The organism is Polaromonas sp., from assembly GCF_029945895.1.
In the GTDB taxonomy this organism is placed as follows: domain Bacteria; phylum Pseudomonadota; class Gammaproteobacteria; order Burkholderiales; family Burkholderiaceae_C; genus Polaromonas.
The window spans coordinates 77,329-93,922 of record NZ_JAQSDL010000080.1 but is presented as its reverse complement, the minus strand read 5'-3'; the positions used below and the strand labels follow the sequence as shown (position 1 = coordinate 93,922).

The 16,594-nt window shown below is 63.5% G+C and carries 15 protein-coding genes; 8 read left to right on the top strand and 7 right to left on the bottom strand.

Annotated features, from left to right (window positions below; genetic code table 11):
- Nucleotides 1-34: 34 nt before the first annotated feature.
- The 3 genes from xseA to PSV33_RS09960 all read left to right on the top strand — a co-directional run bounded on the left by xseA (nucleotide 35) and on the right by PSV33_RS09960 (nucleotide 4,448).
- The gene (gene xseA, locus PSV33_RS09970; protein ID WP_366945591.1) at nucleotides 35-1,330 is read left to right on the top strand and encodes an exodeoxyribonuclease VII large subunit; all 1,296 of its coding nucleotides are present in this window, start codon (nucleotides 35-37) and stop codon (nucleotides 1,328-1,330) included.
- Between the two features lie 57 nt (nucleotides 1,331-1,387).
- Nucleotides 1,388-1,969 carry a Fe-Mn family superoxide dismutase gene (locus PSV33_RS09965; protein WP_300561113.1) on the top strand — a complete coding sequence of 194 codons (582 nt, stop codon included), beginning with the start codon at nucleotides 1,388-1,390 and terminating at the stop codon, nucleotides 1,967-1,969.
- A 241-nt stretch (nucleotides 1,970-2,210) separates the two neighbouring features.
- On the top strand, nucleotides 2,211-4,448 hold the full coding sequence (locus PSV33_RS09960) for an NADP-dependent isocitrate dehydrogenase (RefSeq protein ID WP_300561112.1): 2,238 nt from the start codon (nucleotides 2,211-2,213) through the stop codon (nucleotides 4,446-4,448).
- 86 nt (nucleotides 4,449-4,534) lie between these two features.
- Here the strand turns inward: PSV33_RS09960 and PSV33_RS09955 are convergent, their stop codons facing one another.
- Nucleotides 4,535-5,020 carry a DUF192 domain-containing protein gene (locus PSV33_RS09955; protein WP_300561110.1) on the bottom strand — a complete coding sequence of 162 codons (486 nt, stop codon included), beginning with the start codon at nucleotides 5,018-5,020 and terminating at the stop codon, nucleotides 4,535-4,537.
- Nucleotides 5,021-5,113: 93 nt separating this feature from the next.
- A complete protein-coding gene (locus PSV33_RS09950) occupies nucleotides 5,114-5,563 on the bottom strand; it encodes a cell envelope biogenesis protein TolA (protein WP_300520674.1) in 450 nt (149 codons plus the stop codon).
- Nucleotides 5,564-5,710: 147 nt separating this feature from the next.
- On the opposite strand from PSV33_RS09950, the gene icd reads away from it, so the two are divergent.
- The 4 genes from icd to sbcB all read left to right on the top strand — a co-directional run bounded on the left by icd (nucleotide 5,711) and on the right by sbcB (nucleotide 11,643).
- Nucleotides 5,711-6,964, top strand: a complete 1,254-nt coding sequence (gene icd, locus PSV33_RS09945; protein WP_300561108.1) for an NADP-dependent isocitrate dehydrogenase — start codon at nucleotides 5,711-5,713, stop codon at nucleotides 6,962-6,964.
- A gap of 225 nt (nucleotides 6,965-7,189) precedes the next feature.
- On the top strand, nucleotides 7,190-7,558 hold the full coding sequence (gene clpS / locus PSV33_RS09940) for an ATP-dependent Clp protease adapter ClpS (protein WP_300561106.1): 369 nt from the start codon (nucleotides 7,190-7,192) through the stop codon (nucleotides 7,556-7,558).
- An 82-nt stretch (nucleotides 7,559-7,640) separates the two neighbouring features.
- Entirely contained in the window at nucleotides 7,641-9,977 is a 2,337-nt protein-coding gene (clpA, locus tag PSV33_RS09935; RefSeq protein WP_300561104.1) for an ATP-dependent Clp protease ATP-binding subunit ClpA, read from the top strand.
- Nucleotides 9,978-10,173: 196 nt separating this feature from the next.
- Complete coding sequence (gene sbcB / locus PSV33_RS09930; protein WP_300561102.1) at nucleotides 10,174-11,643, top strand: exodeoxyribonuclease I; 1,470 nt, start codon at nucleotides 10,174-10,176, stop codon at nucleotides 11,641-11,643.
- 101 nt (nucleotides 11,644-11,744) lie between these two features.
- On the opposite strand, the gene PSV33_RS09925 is transcribed toward sbcB, so the two are convergent.
- Together PSV33_RS09925 and PSV33_RS09920 are read right to left on the bottom strand one after the other, a co-directional pair.
- Complete coding sequence (locus PSV33_RS09925) at nucleotides 11,745-12,392, bottom strand: glutathione S-transferase (protein ID WP_300561100.1); 648 nt, start codon at nucleotides 12,390-12,392, stop codon at nucleotides 11,745-11,747.
- Entirely contained in the window at nucleotides 12,392-13,363 is a 972-nt protein-coding gene (locus PSV33_RS09920; protein WP_300561099.1) for a rhodanese-related sulfurtransferase, read from the bottom strand. Before PSV33_RS09920 ends, PSV33_RS09925 begins: the two co-directional genes overlap by 1 nt.
- Before the next feature lie 186 nt (nucleotides 13,364-13,549).
- Between PSV33_RS09920 and PSV33_RS09915 the strand changes: the two genes are divergently transcribed.
- Nucleotides 13,550-14,725: a PHB depolymerase family esterase gene (locus tag PSV33_RS09915; RefSeq protein ID WP_300561096.1), complete on the top strand. Its 1,176-nt coding sequence runs from the start codon at nucleotides 13,550-13,552 to the stop codon at nucleotides 14,723-14,725.
- Nucleotides 14,726-14,807: 82 nt separating this feature from the next.
- Here the strand turns inward: PSV33_RS09915 and PSV33_RS09910 are convergent, their stop codons facing one another.
- From PSV33_RS09910 to PSV33_RS09900, 3 genes are read right to left on the bottom strand one after another with little or no spacing between them, the layout of a single operon-like run.
- Nucleotides 14,808-15,299: a DUF1499 domain-containing protein gene (locus PSV33_RS09910; protein WP_300561094.1), complete on the bottom strand. Its 492-nt coding sequence runs from the start codon at nucleotides 15,297-15,299 to the stop codon at nucleotides 14,808-14,810.
- Complete coding sequence (locus PSV33_RS09905) at nucleotides 15,296-15,781, bottom strand: EVE domain-containing protein (RefSeq protein WP_300561092.1); 486 nt, start codon at nucleotides 15,779-15,781, stop codon at nucleotides 15,296-15,298. The genes PSV33_RS09910 and PSV33_RS09905 overlap by 4 nt, the downstream gene beginning before the upstream one ends.
- 23 nt (nucleotides 15,782-15,804) lie before the next feature.
- On the bottom strand, nucleotides 15,805-16,575 hold the full coding sequence (locus tag PSV33_RS09900; RefSeq protein ID WP_300561090.1) for a TSUP family transporter: 771 nt from the start codon (nucleotides 16,573-16,575) through the stop codon (nucleotides 15,805-15,807).
- Between the last annotated feature and the right edge of the window lie 19 nt (nucleotides 16,576-16,594).

Below are 16,594 nucleotides of genomic sequence, written 5' to 3'. Positions count from 1 at the left end.
GAGTATTACCCCCGATTTATCGAGGGGTTTACGCGTGTTTGAGTCTGCGGGGGCGTCAGAAAGAGCGTCGCCGGGCGTGCGCGTCTGGCCCGTGGGTTCCTTGCTGCGTGCGATTGCCGACAGCCTGGAGGCACGTTTCAACCCGGTGGCCGTACAGGGGGAGGTAAGCGGGTTTTCGCGCGCCGCCAGTGGGCACTGTTACTTTTCCCTGAAGGACGCGCAGGGCCAGATCCGCTGCGCCATGTTCCGGCGGGCCGCCGGCCTGCTGGATTTTTCGCCACGCGACGGCCAACTGGTTGAAGTGCGTGGCCGGCTCGGCGTTTACGAGCCGCGCGGCGAACTGCAGATGGTGGTCGAGTCCATGCGGCAGGCCGGGCAGGGCAACCTGTTTGAGCAGTTTCTCCTGCTCAAGGCCAGGCTGGAGGCCGAGGGCCTGTTCGACGCGGGCCGCAAGCGGCCCTTGCCGCTGCTGCCGCGCGCCATCGGCGTGGTGACCTCCCTGGGCGCTGCCGCCCTGCATGATGTGGTGACAGCCTTGCAGCGGCGTGCGCCGCACATTCCGGTGGTGATCTACCCGGCCAGCGTGCAGGGCGCCCAGGCGCCCGAGGAGTTGCGCCAGGCCCTGCGCAAGGCCAGCGAGCGCGCGGAGGTGGATGTGCTGCTGCTGGTGCGCGGCGGCGGGGCCATGGAAGACCTGTGGGCCTTCAACGACGAGCAACTGGCCCGTCTGATCGTGGCATCGCCGGTGCCCGTGGTGTGCGGCGTCGGCCACGAGACCGATTTCACGATTGCCGATTTTTGCGCTGACCTGCGCGCGCCCACCCCCACCGCGGCGGCCGAAATGTGCGCCCAGCCGCAAAGCGTCTGGCTCGGTGCGCTGGACCTGGCAGAGGATCGCCTGCAGGACGGCGTGGAGCGGCAACTGCAGGCCCAGAACCAGCGACTCGACTGGGCGGCCTCCCGCGTGAGCCGGCCGTCACATCTGGTGACACGGCAACAGGCCCGGCTGGCCGGTCAGACGCAGCGCCTGCGGCATGCGCTGCAGTCGGGAGCGCAGCGGGAGAACCATCGCCTACAGGGACTGGCGCTGGCTTTCCCCCAGGCTGTCGCGGAAGCGGTGGCCCGGCAACAGCGCAGGCTCGAGCGTGCGCAACTCAGGCTGGAGCCGCTCGATCCCAAGCTCGTTCTGCAGCGCGGTTATGCGTGGCTGGCCGACCTGCAAGGCCAGGCTGTCACCAGCGCCCGCGCTACCCACCCCGGACAGGCGCTGCGCGCTACCCTTGCCGACGGCGAGGTCGATTTGACCGTTTCTGCACCACGGCTGATTTAGTTTTTACAATGGCTGTCAACACCGGCTTTATCAACAACACCTCACGAGGAAAAAAACATGGAACACAAACTCCCCCCCCTCCCGTACGCCATCGACGCACTGGCGCCCCACTACAGCCAGGAGACGTTCGAGTACCACCATGGCAAGCACCACAACGCCTATGTGGTCAACCTCAACAACCTGCAAAAAGGCACCGAGTTCGAGGCCATGACGCTCGAAGAGATCATCAAGAAATCCAGCGGCGGCGTGTACAACAACGCGGCGCAGATCTGGAACCACACGTTTTTCTGGAGCTGCATGAAGCCCGCCGGTGGGGGTGAGCCCTCCGGCCCACTCGCCGCCGCCATCAACGCCAAGTTTGGTTCCTATGCCGCTTTCAGGGAAGCCTTTGTGAAATCGGCTGTCGGCAACTTTGGTTCGGGCTGGACCTGGCTGGTGAAAAAAGCCGACGGCTCGGTCGACATCGTCAACACCGGCCCTGCAGGCACACCGCTGACCACCGCCGACAAGGCACTGATGACGGTGGACGTGTGGGAACACGCCTATTACATCGACTACCGCAACCAGCGCCCCAAGTTTGTCGAAACTTTCCTCGACAAGCTGGTGAACTGGGACTTTGCAGCGGCAAACTTCGCCTGAATCTGCCAGGCGCTTGCGCTGCGCCGCTGACCCCCAAAAGGCCCGAAGACATCTTCGGGCTTTTTTTTGCCCGATAAAAAAAAACGCTCCAAATGGCGTAATTTCGTATTGTGGCATCGCATTGCATAAAATGCAGGGCAGGGCAGGTCCCGTTCCCTCAAGGAATCAGGCACCATCCGATCATGCCCGCCGGTCTGCGAACCAGCCGGCGGCGTTCCCATAACAGTTCTGGAGATAAGCGATGAGCAACGAGCAAACCACCATCATTTACACGCTGACCGACGAAGCCCCGTTGCTCGCGACCGCCTCCTTTCTGCCCATCGTGCGCGCGTTTACAGCGCCTGCAGGGGTCACGATCGAGACCGCCGACATTTCGGTGGCCGGCCGCATTCTGGCCCAGTTCCCGGAATGTCTGACCGAGCAGCAACGGGTGCCCGACACCCTGGCAGAGCTTGGCAAGCTGACGCTCAAACCGCAGGCCAACATCATCAAGCTGCCCAACATCAGCGCGTCGGTGGCCCAGCTCAAGGACGCGATCAAGGAACTGCAGGGCAAGGGCTACAAGATCCCCGACTACCCGGAAAGCCCCAAGACCGACGAAGAAAAGGACATCCGTGCGCGCTACAACAAGTGCACCGGCAGCGCCGTGAACCCGGTCCTGCGTGAAGGCAACTCGGACCGCCGCGCTCCCAGGGCCGTCAAGGAATACGCCCGCAGGAACCCGCACAGCATGGCCGACTGGAGCCAGGCCTCGCGCTCACACGTCTCGCACATGCACGCCGGCGATTTTTACCATGGCGAGAAGTCGATGACGCTGGACCGCGCGCGCGACGTCAAGATGGAACTGCTCACCAAGAGCGGCAAGACCATCGTGCTCAAGCCCAAGGTCTCGCTGCTGGACCGCGAGATCATCGATTCGATGTTCATGAGCAAGAAGGAACTGGTGGCCTTCTATGAAAAGGAGATCGACGACGCCTTCAAAACCGGCGTGATGTTCTCGCTGCACGTGAAGGCGACCATGATGAAGGTGTCGCACCCCATCGTGTTTGGTCACTGCGTGAAGATTTTCTACAAGGAAGCGTTCGAAAAACACGCCAAGCTGTTTGAAGAGCTGGGCGTCAACGTCAACAACGGCATGGTCGATCTGTACAACAAGATCGGCACGCTGCCTCAGAGCAAGCAGGACGAGATCAAGCGCGACCTGCACGCCTGCCACGAAGGCCGTCCCGAGCTGGCCATGGTGGATTCGGCCAAGGGCATCACCAACTTCCATTCGCCCAACGACATCATCGTGGACGCGTCCATGCCCGCAGCGATCCGCAACGGCGGCAAGATGTGGGGCGCCGATGGCCGGCTGAAGGACGTCAAGGCCGTGATGCCGGAGTCAACCTTTGCCCGCATCTATCAGGAGATCATCAACTTCTGCAAGTGGCACGGCGCGTTCGATCCCAAGACCATGGGCACCGTGCCCAATGTCGGCCTGATGGCCCAGCAGGCCGAGGAATACGGCTCGCACGACAAGACTTTCGAAATCGCGGAAGACGGCGTGGCGAACATCACCGACCTCGCGACCGGCGAGGTGTTGCTGAGCCAGAACGTGGAAGCGGGCGACATCTGGCGCATGTGCCAGGTCAAGGACGCGGCCATCCGTGACTGGGTCAAGCTGGCCGTGACCCGGGCGCGCAACTCCGGCATGCCGGTGGTGTTCTGGCTCGATTCCTACCGCCCGCACGAGGCGCAGATGATCACCAAGGTCAAGATGTACCTGCACGAACACGAGACAGCGGGCCTGGACATCCAGATCATGAGCCAGGTGCGCGCCATGCGTTACACCCTGGAGCGCGTCGTCCGCGGGCTGGACACCATCAGTGCCACCGGCAACATCCTGCGCGACTATCTGACCGACCTGTTTCCCATCATGGAACTCGGGACCAGCGCCAAGATGTTGTCCGTCGTGCCCCTGATGGCCGGCGGCGGCATGTACGAAACCGGTGCCGGTGGATCGGCGCCCAAGCATGTGCAGCAACTGGTAGAGGAAAACCACCTGCGCTGGGACTCACTGGGCGAATTCCTGGCGCTGGCCGTGTCGCTGGAAGATATGGGCATCAAAACCGGTAACGCGCAGGCCAAGATTCTGGCCAGGACCCTGGATGCCGCCACTGGCAAGCTTCTCGACAACAACAAAAATCCGTCGCCCAAGACGGGTCAACTGGACAATCGCGGCAGCCAGTTTTACCTGGCCATGTACTGGGCTCAGGAATTGGCCACACAGACCGAAGATGCGGCCCTGGCGGCCCGCTTCGCGCCGCTGGCCAAGGCACTGACGACCAACGAGCAGGCCATCATCGCCGAACTTCAGGCCGTGCAGGGCAAGGCGGTGGACATTGGTGGCTACTATCAGCCCGACCTGACCAAGCTGGATGTTGTGATGCGCCCGAGCAAGACCTTGAACGCGACACTGGCGTCTTTCAAGGGGTAAACCAAATTGACGCCTTGACCGGGGCACAAAAAAGCCGACTTCGCGTCGGCTTTTTTTCAGGGTGCCGCCAACGCAGCGCGTGGCGTTCAACGGGGTTGGGCGAACACCGGTCCCGACAGTTTGCTGCCGGCCTTGATGCCTTTTTTGGCAAACCAGCCGACGTTCATTTCCAGCACGTAACGCACCGGTTTTTCCGAGCAGTGCGAGTCCGTCGTCTGCGGTTTCATGTCGGCGAGGTTCACGATGGTGCCGTCGTCAGCGACAAAGGCAGCGGTCAACGGCAGCAGGGTGTTTTTCATCCAGAAGCACTGTTGGGCGGGCTGTTCGAACACAAACAGCATGCCTTCGGTGACTGGCATTTCCTTGCGAAACATCAGGCCAATCTGCCGCTGCTCGGGCGTCAACGCGACTTGCGCGTCGATCTGGTGCATGCCTGCCGACAGTTTGGCTCGCGGCAGGTTTGTTTGCGGCGTTCCTTGCGCCATTGCGCATCCGGCGCTCAACACCAGGGAGGAAAGTGCGAGCGTCAGCCCGCGGTGGGGCGACTTGAGGGCAGCAGGCAAGAGGGTCATGAGGCGTTCCACCGTAGAGAGGTCAAGCTGCCAGCATAAACGACAGCCATGAAAAATGCCCGCAATGCGGGCATTTCGGGTGCGCGCGAAGAATTACTTCTTGGCAGCAGCGGCTTTGTCTTCTTTGGCTTTCTTGGCAGCAGCGGCTTTTTCAGCTTTGGCGGCTTTGGCAGCAGCTGCTTTTTCTTCCTTGGCTTTCTTGGCAGCGGCGGCTTTTTCAGCTTTGGCGGCTTTGGCGGCAGCAGCTTTTTCGGCTTTGGCGGCTTTAGCGGCCTTGGCAGCAGCAGCTTTCTCGGCCTTGGGGTCAGCTTTGGCAGCTGGCATGGCAGGCGTTGCAGGGGTAGCAGGCGTTGCCGGAGTGGCAGGCGTTGCTGGCATGGCAGGCATCGCTGGCTTGGCCGGCTGTGCTGGCTGGGCAGGAGTCTGAGCAAACACGCCAACGGCGAAAAGGCCAGCGATCAGGGCAGCAAGAATCTTGTTCATTTGGAGTTTTCCTAAATAAGTTTTTGAACCAGGTCCCCCGAAAAACTCGTGGACCTGCATGTAACGAGGCCCGTTTGCAAACGGTTGACACACAGGCGCTTAAATGTGTTGGCGGAAGTTTTGGGGCTAAAATTTCAGGGTTACCCCTTAAACAGCGCCCGGCAGTCATTCACTGCAAGGTCAAGCGCGCACCGGAGACTTCATTACATGTACCAGCACATCAAGGTGCCCACGCAGGGTCAGAAAATCACCGTCAATGCCGACAATTCATTGAATGTCCCGGACGAGCCGATCATTCCCTTCATTGAAGGTGACGGCACGGGTGCGGACATCACGCCGGTGATGCTCAAGGTGGTTGATGCGGCCGTGGCCAAGGCCTATGGCGGCAAGAAAAAAATCCACTGGATGGAAGTCTACGCTGGTGAAAAGTCAACCAGGATCTACGGGCCCGACGTCTGGCTGCCGGAAGAAACCCTGGCTGCGGTCAAGGACTACGTTGTCTCCATCAAGGGCCCGCTGACCACGCCGGTCGGCGGCGGCATCCGCTCACTGAACGTGGCCCTGCGCCAGGAACTGGACCTGTACGTCTGCCTGCGTCCCATCCAGTACTTCAAGGGCGTGCCCTCACCGGTGAAAGAGCCCGAGAAGACCCACATGGTGATCTTCCGCGAGAACTCGGAAGACATCTACGCCGGCATCGAGTTCGAAGCCGAGTCCGACAAGGCCAAGAAGCTCATCAAGTTCCTGCAGGATGAGATGGGGGTCAAGAAAATCCGCTTTCCGAACACCTCGGGCATCGGCATCAAGCCTGTGTCCAGGGAAGGCACCGAACGCCTGGTGCGCAAGGCCCTGCAGTACACCATCGACAACGACAAGCCCAGCCTGACGATCGTCCACAAGGGCAACATCATGAAGTTCACCGAAGGTGGCTTTCGTGACTGGGCCTATGCGCTGGCTGCGAAAGAGTTCGGCGCGGTCGAGATCGACGGCGGCCCGTGGATGAAGTTCAAAAATCCGAAAACGGGCAAGGAGATCACCGTCAAGGACAGCATTGCCGACGCCTTCCTGCAGCAGATCCTGCTGCGTCCGGCCGAATACTCGGTGATCGCGACGCTCAACCTCAACGGCGACTATGTCTCCGACGCGCTCGCCGCGCAGGTCGGTGGCATCGGCATTGCCCCTGGCGCCAACCTCAGCGACACCATCGCGATGTTTGAGGCCACCCACGGCACAGCCCCGAAATACGCCGGCAAGGACTATGTGAACCCCGGTTCCGAAATCCTGTCGGCCGAAATGATGTTGCGTCACATGGGCTGGACGCAAGCCGCCGACCTGATCATCAGTTCGATGGAAAAGTCGATCGAGTCCAAGAAAGTCACCTACGACTTTGCCCGCCTGATGGACGGCGCGACCCAGGTCAGCTGCTCCGGCTTCGGCCAGGTCATGATCGACCACATGTAAGAAAAGCAGGCTGCCGGGGAGCCCGCCGTGCCCGCCAGGGGTAGCGCGGCCGGAAAACCAGGCAGAACATGCTGCAAAGCCGTCGCGGCGCAGGTCGGGCGGCTTTCTTCATGGGCTTTTGAAGCGTCAGGTCAAAAGTCAATTGCGCGGGCTTGATTGTCGTGTTCCCGCCACCAATTTCCCTGTCAGACGCACTGGACAATTCCGGTCGCTAGAATGAATTCCATGGCCAGCAAACCTCCCAAAACCCCCGCACCACCCAAGGCACCGGCCTTCAAGCCCGATGATGCCAACGGCGGGGATGCGGTTGTGCTTGAGCGCCGCCCGCAAAAAACCGAGCCGCCGCAGATGTACCAGGTCGTGCTGCTCAATGACGACTACACGCCGATGGAGTTTGTCGTCGAGGTGATCCAGGAATTTTTCAACAAGGACAGGGAAACGGCCACGCAGATCATGCTGAAGATCCACCTTGACGGCAAAGGGGTGTGTGGCGTGTTTTCCAAGGATGTCGCGTCCACCAAGGTCGACCAGGTCACGGAAGCGGCGCGAAAGAATGGCCATCCGCTGCAGTGCGTGTGCGAACCCATTGAATAATTGAAAAAACAGCCCATATCGGCTTGAAGAGTTACACAATGATCCCGTCAGATATCCCAGCAGCAAGCCGAAAGGAAAAGCAATGATTGCCCAGGAACTAGAAGTCAGCTTGCACATGGCGTTTGTCGAGGCCCGCCAGCAGCGCCACGAGTTCATCACCGTGGAACACCTGCTGCTTGCCTTGCTCGACAACCCCAGCGCCGCCGAGGTGTTGCGCGCCTGCTCGGCCAACATCGATGACCTGCGCAAGTCGCTGGCCAACTTCATCAAGGACAACACGCCGCAGGTCGCCGGCAGCGACGACGTGGACACGCAGCCCACACTGGGTTTCCAGCGTGTGATCCAGCGCGCCATCATGCACGTGCAGTCCACCGGCAACGGCAAGAAGGAAGTCACCGGCGCCAATGTGCTGGTCGCCATTTTTGGCGAAAAAGACTCGCATGCCGTGTATTACCTGCACCAGCAGGGTGTGACGCGCCTGGACGTGGTGAACTTCATCGCGCACGGCATCAAGAAGAGCGACCCGCCCGAGCCCACCAAGGCCGGCGAGAGTGCCGCCGAGAACGAAGAGGGCGGCGAGAAGAACGAAAAAGCCTCGCCGCTGGAGCAGTACACCCAGAACCTGAACCAGCTCGCCAAGGAAGGCAAGATTGATCCGCTGATCGGTCGCCACTACGAAGTCGAGCGCGTGATCCAGATCCTCTGCCGCCGCCGCAAGAACAACCCGCTGCTGGTGGGTGAGGCCGGTGTGGGCAAAACGGCGATTGCCGAGGGCCTGGCCTGGCGCATCACGCAAAAAGATGTGCCCGAGATACTGGCCGAAGCGCAGGTCTACTCACTGGACATGGGCGCCTTGCTGGCCGGCACCAAGTACCGCGGCGACTTCGAGCAGCGCCTCAAGGGCGTGCTGAAAGCGCTGAAAGACAAGCCCAACGGCATTTTGTTCATCGACGAGATCCACACCCTGATCGGGGCCGGTGCGGCTTCGGGCGGCACGCTGGACGCGTCCAACCTGCTCAAGCCCGCGCTCAGCTCGGGCCAGCTCAAATGTATTGGCGCGACGACCTTCACCGAGTATCGGGGCATCTTTGAAAAAGATGCAGCCCTGTCACGCCGCTTCCAGAAGGTGGATGTGGTCGAGCCCACGGTGCAGGAGACGGTGGACATTCTCAAAGGCCTGAAGTCACGCTTCGAAGAGCACCACAGCGTCAAGTACGCCGTGGCGGCCCTGCAGGCTGCGGCCGAGCTCAGCGCCAAATACATCAACGACCGGCACTTGCCCGACAAGGCGATTGACGTGATTGACGAGGCCGGCGCAGCCCAGCGCATTCTGCCGCCGTCCAAGCGCAAGAAAATCATCACCAAGGCCGAAGTCGAGGAGATTGTGGCCAAGATCGCGCGTATTCCGCCCGCCAATGTGTCCAACGACGACCGCGGCAAGCTCAAGACGCTGGAACGCGATCTGAAAAGCGTGGTGTTCGGCCAGGACAAGGCGCTCGACGTGCTCGCGTCTGCGGTCAAGATGGCGCGTTCGGGCCTGGGCAAGGACGACAAGCCGATCGGCTCCTTCCTGTTCTCGGGCCCCACCGGCGTCGGCAAGACCGAAGCGGCCAAGCAGCTGGCCTACATCATGGGCATCGAGCTGATCCGCTTCGACATGTCCGAGTACATGGAACGCCATGCGGTGAGCCGCCTGATCGGCGCGCCTCCGGGTTATGTCGGTTTTGACCAGGGTGGCCTGCTGACCGAAGCCGTGACCAAGAAGCCGCATTGCGTGCTGCTGCTCGACGAGATCGAAAAGGCGCACCCGGACATCTTCAACGTGCTGCTGCAGGTCATGGACCACGGCACCTTGACGGACAACAACGGGCGCAAGGCAGATTTCCGCAATGTGATCATCGTCATGACGACCAACGCCGGCGCTGAGACCATGAATAAGGCGACCATCGGCTTCACCAACCCGCGCGAGGCGGGTGACGAGATGGCCGACATCAAACGCCTGTTCACGCCCGAGTTCCGCAACCGCCTCGACGCGGTGGTGAGCTTCAAGGCGCTGGACGAAACCGTCATCCTGCGCGTGGTTGACAAGTTCCTGCTGCAGCTCGAGACGCAACTGGCCGAGAAGAAGGTCGACGTGACCTTCACCGACACGCTGCGCAAGTACCTGGCCAAGAAGGGCTTCGATCCGCTGATGGGCGCACGCCCGATGCAGCGCCTGATCCAGGACACGATCCGCCGCGCCCTGGCCGACGAACTGCTGTTCGGCCGCCTGGTCGACGGCGGGCGCCTGACGGTGGACATGAAGGTGACCACCGACGAAAAAGGCGTGGAAAACGGCGAAGTCGTGCTCGACATCCAGCCGCTGCCCAAGAAAGAAGGCAAAGCCAAGCCCGAGCCGGAAGAGGCCACCGCCGACTGACGCAGCGACCCGGAGCCGCCGGAAAATGGCGTGGCGGTCTCCAGGAGCCTGAAAAAGCCCAAAAGGCCGGTAGCATCACGCTGCCGGCCTTTTTCTTTGGCTGCTCAAAATGCTCCTGAAACCATAGCTGCTCGCGCCCGTTCTGTAAGGGCTGGAGGCACTTTTCATACATAACCCTGGCTGACAGGCCCCACCGATGGCGACGCACACCTTTCTCTGGCACGACTACGAAACCTTCGGCCTGAACACGCGCCGGGACCGGCCGGCGCAGTTTGCCGGCATACGCACCGACGCCGATCTCAACGAGATCGGCGAGCCGCTGATGATTTACTGCCAGCCGGCGCGCGACTACCTGCCCGACCCGTCCTCCTGCCTGCTCACCGGCATCACGCCGCAGCGGTGCCTGGCGCACGGCCTGCCCGAGCACGAATTTGCCGCGCGCATCGAAGCCGTGCTGGCCGAGCCGGGCACCATCGGCGTGGGCTACAACACCATCCGTTTCGACGACGAGGTCACACGCCACCTGTTCTGGCGCAACCTGATCGACCCCTATGCGCGCGAGTGGCAAAACGGCTGCGGCCGCTGGGACCTGCTCGACGTGGTGCGCATGGCCTACGCCTTGCGGCCCGAAGGCATCCAGTGGCCGATGAAACCCGATGAACGCCGGCCGGACGAGGCCGGTGCCCTGCGCCCCAGCTTCAAGCTCGAAGACCTGGCGCGCGCCAACGGCCTGCTGCACGAAACGGCGCACGACGCGCTGTCCGATGTGCGTGCCACGATTGCGCTGGCCCGCGTGATCCGTACGGCCCAGCCCAGGCTGTTCGACTTCTGCCTGGGGCTGCACAAGAAAGACCGCGTGGCCGCCGAACTGGGCCTGCCCACCAGCCCGCAGACGGCGCAGCCGTTTCTGCACGTGTCGGGCATGTTCCCGCCCGAACGCGGCTGCCTGGCTGTCATGTGGCCGCTGGCCATGCACCCGTCGAACAAAAACGAGTTGCTGGCCTGGGACCTGGCGCAAGACCCCGGCGAACTGCCGCTGCTCGACGTGGCCACCCTGCGCCAGCGCCTGTTCAGCAAAAGCGCCGACCTGCCCGAAGGCGTGCTGCGCCTGCCCATCAAGTCGGTACACCTGAACAAGTCGCCCATGGTGGTGCGCAAGCTGGCTACATTGACCCCGGAGATGGCGGCCAAATGGGGCATCGACATCGAAGGCGCGCTGCGCAACGCCGAAAAAGCCGCGAGCCTGCCGGACATGAGTGCCATCTGGCCCGAGGTCTTTGCGCGGCCCAAAGAGGGCGTGCCCGACGTGGACGAAGACCTGTACGGCGGCTTCATCAACAACGACGACAGGCGCCGGCTCAACAAGCTGCGCGCCTTGCCGCCGGCCGAACTCGCGCACAGCCGCACCGGCTTCGACGACGACCGGCTCGAAGAGCTGGTGTTTCGCTACCGCGCCCGCAATTTCGAGGCGACGCTGTCGCCCGAAGAGGCCGAACGCTGGGAGACGCACCGAGCCGCGCGCCTGCTCGAAGGCGAGGGCGGCGCGCGCAATGTGGATGCCTTCCTGGCGCAGCTTGATGTGTTGTCCGAGACGGCGGACGAGCGCGGGCAAGAGGTGCTGGGGGCGCTGTACGAGTATGTGGAGACGGTGGCGCCTGAGGTCTGAACTGGCGCGATCAGACCAGGCAGGTTTCTTTGCTTCTTTATTGATAGCTGCTTGCGCTTGTACCGCAAGGGCCAGCGGCCGATTTCTTCATATTTTGCGGGTCAGGCCGCCGGCTGCCACGCGGCGTGTTTGCCCATCACCCCGACATACAGGTCGCTGGCCTCGAACGCCGCCAGCCAGCCCGACAGGCGCGGCCAGGCCTGTGCGGCAAACCAGTCGGGGTCGGTGTGGGCGAACTGGCGCACAAAAGGCAGCAGCGCCATGTCCGCCAGGCTGGCCCGGGTGCCCAGCAGCCAGCCGTGGGCCAGCCGCGCATCAAGCTGCGCCAGCCAGCTGGCCGCTTCGCTGCGGTGCCGTAGCGCAAGCCCGGCCGCATCACCGCCGGATTCGTCGGCATAACGGTTCGGGTACTTGTAGCGGTCCAGATGGCGCTTGAAATCGCCATCGTTGCCCGCGATGAGGGCCGCCATCTCGGCGGACGAAGCACCTGGCGGTGCCAGCCACTGCGCCGGGTCATGGCGGCCCAGCGCCCAGCGCATGATGTCCAGGCTTTCGTCGAGCACCTCACCATCGGGCAAGACAAGCACCGGCACCGTGCCCTTGGGCGAAGCGGCCAGCATCTCGGCGGGTTTGTTTCTCAACACCACTTCGCGCAGTTCATGCTTCTGGCCGCTGACGCTGAGGGCCAGCCGCGCGCGCATCGCATAAGGGCAGCGCCGGAACGAATACAGAACGGGCAGGGCGCCCATCAGGAGCCTTCTTTGTCCCCGGCGCCCGACGATGGCAGCTTGGCGCCGATGTGCGGCTGGCGCCGGCGGTTGGCGTACTCGACCTGGCGCTGGCGTTCGATGAAGCCGCGCTTTTGTTCCTCGGTTTTCTTGTCGTGGCAGGCCGGGCAGCTGACGCCGGGCACGTACAGCTTTGATGCCATGTCGGCCTCGCTGATCGGGTCGCGGCAGGCCCGGCACAGGCCGTAGTGGCCGGTGGCCAGGCCGTGCACCACCGACACCCGCTCGTCAAAGACAAAACATTCGCCTTTCCAGAGGCTCTCCGTTTCCGGCACGGTCTCCAGGTACTTGAGGATGCCGCCTTCCAGGTGATAGACCTCGTCAAAGCCCTGGGTGCGCATGAAGGCGGTGGATTTTTCGCAGCGTATGCCGCCGGTGCAGAACATCGCCACCCTGGGCTTTTTTCCGTCTTTGGCCGCCAGCACGCCGCCCGGCGCCGATTGCGCTTCCACCCAGGCAGGCAGTTCCGAAAAGCTCCGGGTTTTGGGATTGAGCGCGCGCTCGAAGCTGCCTATGCCGAACTCGTAGTCGTTGCGGGTGTCCACCACCACCACGTCAGGGTCGGCGATCAGGGCGTTCCAGTCCTGCGGCTTCACATACTCGCCGGCCATCTGGTTCGGATTGATGCCGGGCACACCGAGGGTGACGATTTCGCGCTTGAGGCGCACTTTCATGCGGTAAAAGGGCATTTTCTGCGCCCAGGACTCCTTGTGCGGCAGGTCGGCCAGGCGCGGATCGGCATGCAGGTAGGCCAGCACGGCGCGCACGCCGGCTTCGGGCCCGGCAATCGTGCCGTTGATGCCTTCCCGGGCCAGCAACAGCGTGCCGCGCACGTCCTGGGCTTCGCAAAAGGCCTGCAGCGGCGCCTGCAGGTCGGCGAAGTCGGGAAGATCGACAAATTTGTAGAGGGCGGCGGTCAGGAAATCAGACATGGCAGGCAGAGATGGGGAAAAAGCGTGCAAAAACAAGGCCGCAGGCAATGCGGGCCCGCTGATCGTACCAAGGGCGGGCGCTGCACCCCTTGCGCCACGTCAGCGTCCTGACAGACGCGCGGCGTGAACGACCACACCAACGGCAGCCGATGGCGCGGACGTATTTGCTGCAATGCAGCAAAATGGATGCATGCCAACCCATTCAAGCCGCCGCGGCACCCCATGGCCAAAAGCCTGAGCAGCCTCTGGCTCAAGAGCCTGCGCCGCATGGGCAAGGCCCAGCAGGCGCAGGGCCGCAAGCTGTTTCTCAGCCTGGTGCCCCAGGTTGCCGCCAGCCCGGCGCGCCGCGCCAAACCTGTCAAGCTGGCCAAGCCCAAGGCGGCGAAAGCCCTGCGCAAGCCCGCCGCGCCGCCGGCACGCGCCGTGTCCGGCTTGCCCGGAAACTGGCAAAAGGCGTATTTTTCCGTGCCGGCCGCCGGCCAGCTTGCGCCGGCGCGGCGCATGGCGTACTGGCTTTACCTGCCGGCCACGGCCAGCCCGGTGCCGCGGCCGCTGGTGGTCATGCTGCACGGCTGCCAGCAAACCGCCACCGACTTTGCCCTCTCCACACGCATGAACCAGCTGGCCGAACGCAAGGGTTTTGCCGTGCTTTACCCGCATCAGTCGGCCGCGGCCGATACGCACCGCTGCTGGCACTGGTACCAACGCGCCACCCAGGACGGGCAGGGCGACGTCAGGCTGATCGCGGAAATGATGGGCCATGTGCAGACCCGGCACGGGCTGGACCCGACGCGCACCTATGTGGCGGGTCTGTCCGCCGGCGCCGGCCTGGCCAACATCCTGGCGCTGCGCCACCCCGACCGGGTGGCCGCTGTGGGCCTGCACTCGGCGCCGGTGTTCGGCACCACCGACTCCCCCATGAGCGCCTACCGGGCGATGCAGCACGGCGCCGGCGCGGCCCACAGCGAGGCGGCGCTGTCTTTCACGGCGGCCCAGCCGGCGTTTGCGGGCATGCCGGCGATCCTCATTCACGGCGCGCGTGATGCTGTGGTGCGGCGCATCAACATGACGCAGCTGACCGAACAGTTCAGGGTCTTCAACGCCGCAGCCATCACCCGTCCCGAACCGGTCGTGCGCCGCTACCCGCCTCGTTCCGCCGGGCGCCATCCGCGCCACGCCTATGAAAGCGCCACGTATTACGCCGGCAGAAAGCCGCAACTGGTGAGCTGCGAGATTGAACATCTCGGCCACGCCTGGAGCGGCGGCGACGCCAGTGTGGATTTCAGCGCGCCGGAAGGCCCGGACGCCACGCTGATGATGTGGACCTTTTTTGCGCACCATCGCCGGCCGGCAGTGGGCTGAGTTCCGATTGCATGCGAAATATGCCTCCAGCCCAATAGGCGCGGGCGCAAGCAGCTATTGTTTTTATAGCTTTGCAGGAGCGTCAGGTTTTTTCGAAGCGTGCGCGCAGGGCCTCCACGCGCGCACGGTTCACGCCAAAGTCCTTGCGCCCCAGCCGGCTGGCCGAGCGCACCTGAATCACATGGGCCGCCTCGTCCAGTGCGAACTCCACATCGTCTGTGAACTTCAGCCACCGGGTGTGGCACTGCGCGTACAGATAAGCCGGCTCCCGCGTCACCAACACGCAGCCGGGCGTGGATTCCAGCAAGGTGGCCAGGCGGCCCAAAGCGGCCTTGGCATCACCGGTGTAATGCAGGGGGGCGATGTCGGCGCCACTGCGCTGCGGGTGGTCGGCATGGCTGCCGGCCTGGCTGGAAACGCTGTTCGGTGTCGGGGACGGCGGTTTGAGGCGGCCATCCCGCACGCCCAGATCCTTCGGTGGCTGCCCCGCAAGAAAACCCAGTTGCCCCGCTGCCAGCAGCAGCAAGGCCGCGACAAGCAGCAACGCACCCAGAAGCAGTCCGGCTATTTTCATGACCCCGCCTTGTCGGGCTGGACGACCGCGCTGCTTCCCGTGATGGCCTGCCAGTGGCGCGGCTCCACCGGCGTGATGGACAGGCGGTTGCCCTTTTTGAGCACCAGCAGTTCGGCGAGCTCGGGCCGGGCGCGCAGCGCGGGCAGGGGGAGGGTGGAAATTTTCCGGAGCACCTGCACGTCCACCAGCAGCCAGCGCGGTTCGTCGGGTCTGGATTTGGCGTCGAAATAGGGCGAGTCCGGGTCGAACTGCGTCGGATCGGGGTAGGCCGTGGAGGCCACGCGTGCGATGCCGACGATGCCCGGCTCAGCGCAGCTGGAGTGGTAGAACAAGACGCCGTCGCCCACCCGCATGGCGTCGCGCATGAAGTTGCGTGCCTGGTAGTTGCGCACGCCCACCCAGGGAACGGTGGCGTTTTTCGAGGCCAGCGCGTTGTCGACCGAACACTCTTCGGGTTCGGATTTCATCAGCCAGTAGTTCATGGGTTCAGGCGTCCAACAAAGGTTCACAGGCCGGTTCTGGCGATCTGCAGCAGCGCCGGAACCAGCAGGCCGACACCCGTGAGCAGCAGCAGCGCACAGACCAGTTTGAGCACCGTGGGCCGCGACCAGCCGGGCGGGTGCCGTTCCAGCCACCAGCTTAGCGCGAACACCAGCGGCGCGGCAAGCAGGCACAGCTTGAGCGCGTTGGCACTGAACTGCCCGGTGCCCAGGACCATGACCAGCCGCATCAGCGAACTGGCCGCCAGTGTCGCCACCAGGGTGTCGCGCACCGTTCGCAGCGGCATCGGCTGGCGGTACAGGTGGTAGACCAGCGGCGGCCCACCGGTGGAAAAAAGACCGGTCAGCAGGCCCGACACCATGCCCCAGGTGCGAAACGACGCGGCGGTCGAGCGTTCGCGCAGGGCTGTGGCCTGCAGCAGCACCACGATGGCGCAAGCCACCACCGTCAGGCCCAGCAGCACACGCAAAACCAGCGTGACGTTGCTGCTGAGCCAGCCGACCAGCAGCACCCCCGCCAGAATACCCACGGCACTGCCCAGCGTGGTGTCGCGCAAGGCGGGCACGTCCAGCGTGCGGCCCGAGCGGCGCAGGGCCACCAGGGCGTTGGCCAGCGCCAGCACGGTGGCCACGTTGGCCAGGTCCGCCAGCGGGGCGAGCTCCAGCAGGCCGGCCAGGCCCAGCAGGATCAGCGCGAACGCGAAACCGCTGAGGTTCTGGGCGCAGGTCGCCAGGGCCACACACAGCAGGAAAAGCGCAATCTGCCACGCCGTCATTGCCCCGCACGCTGCGGCT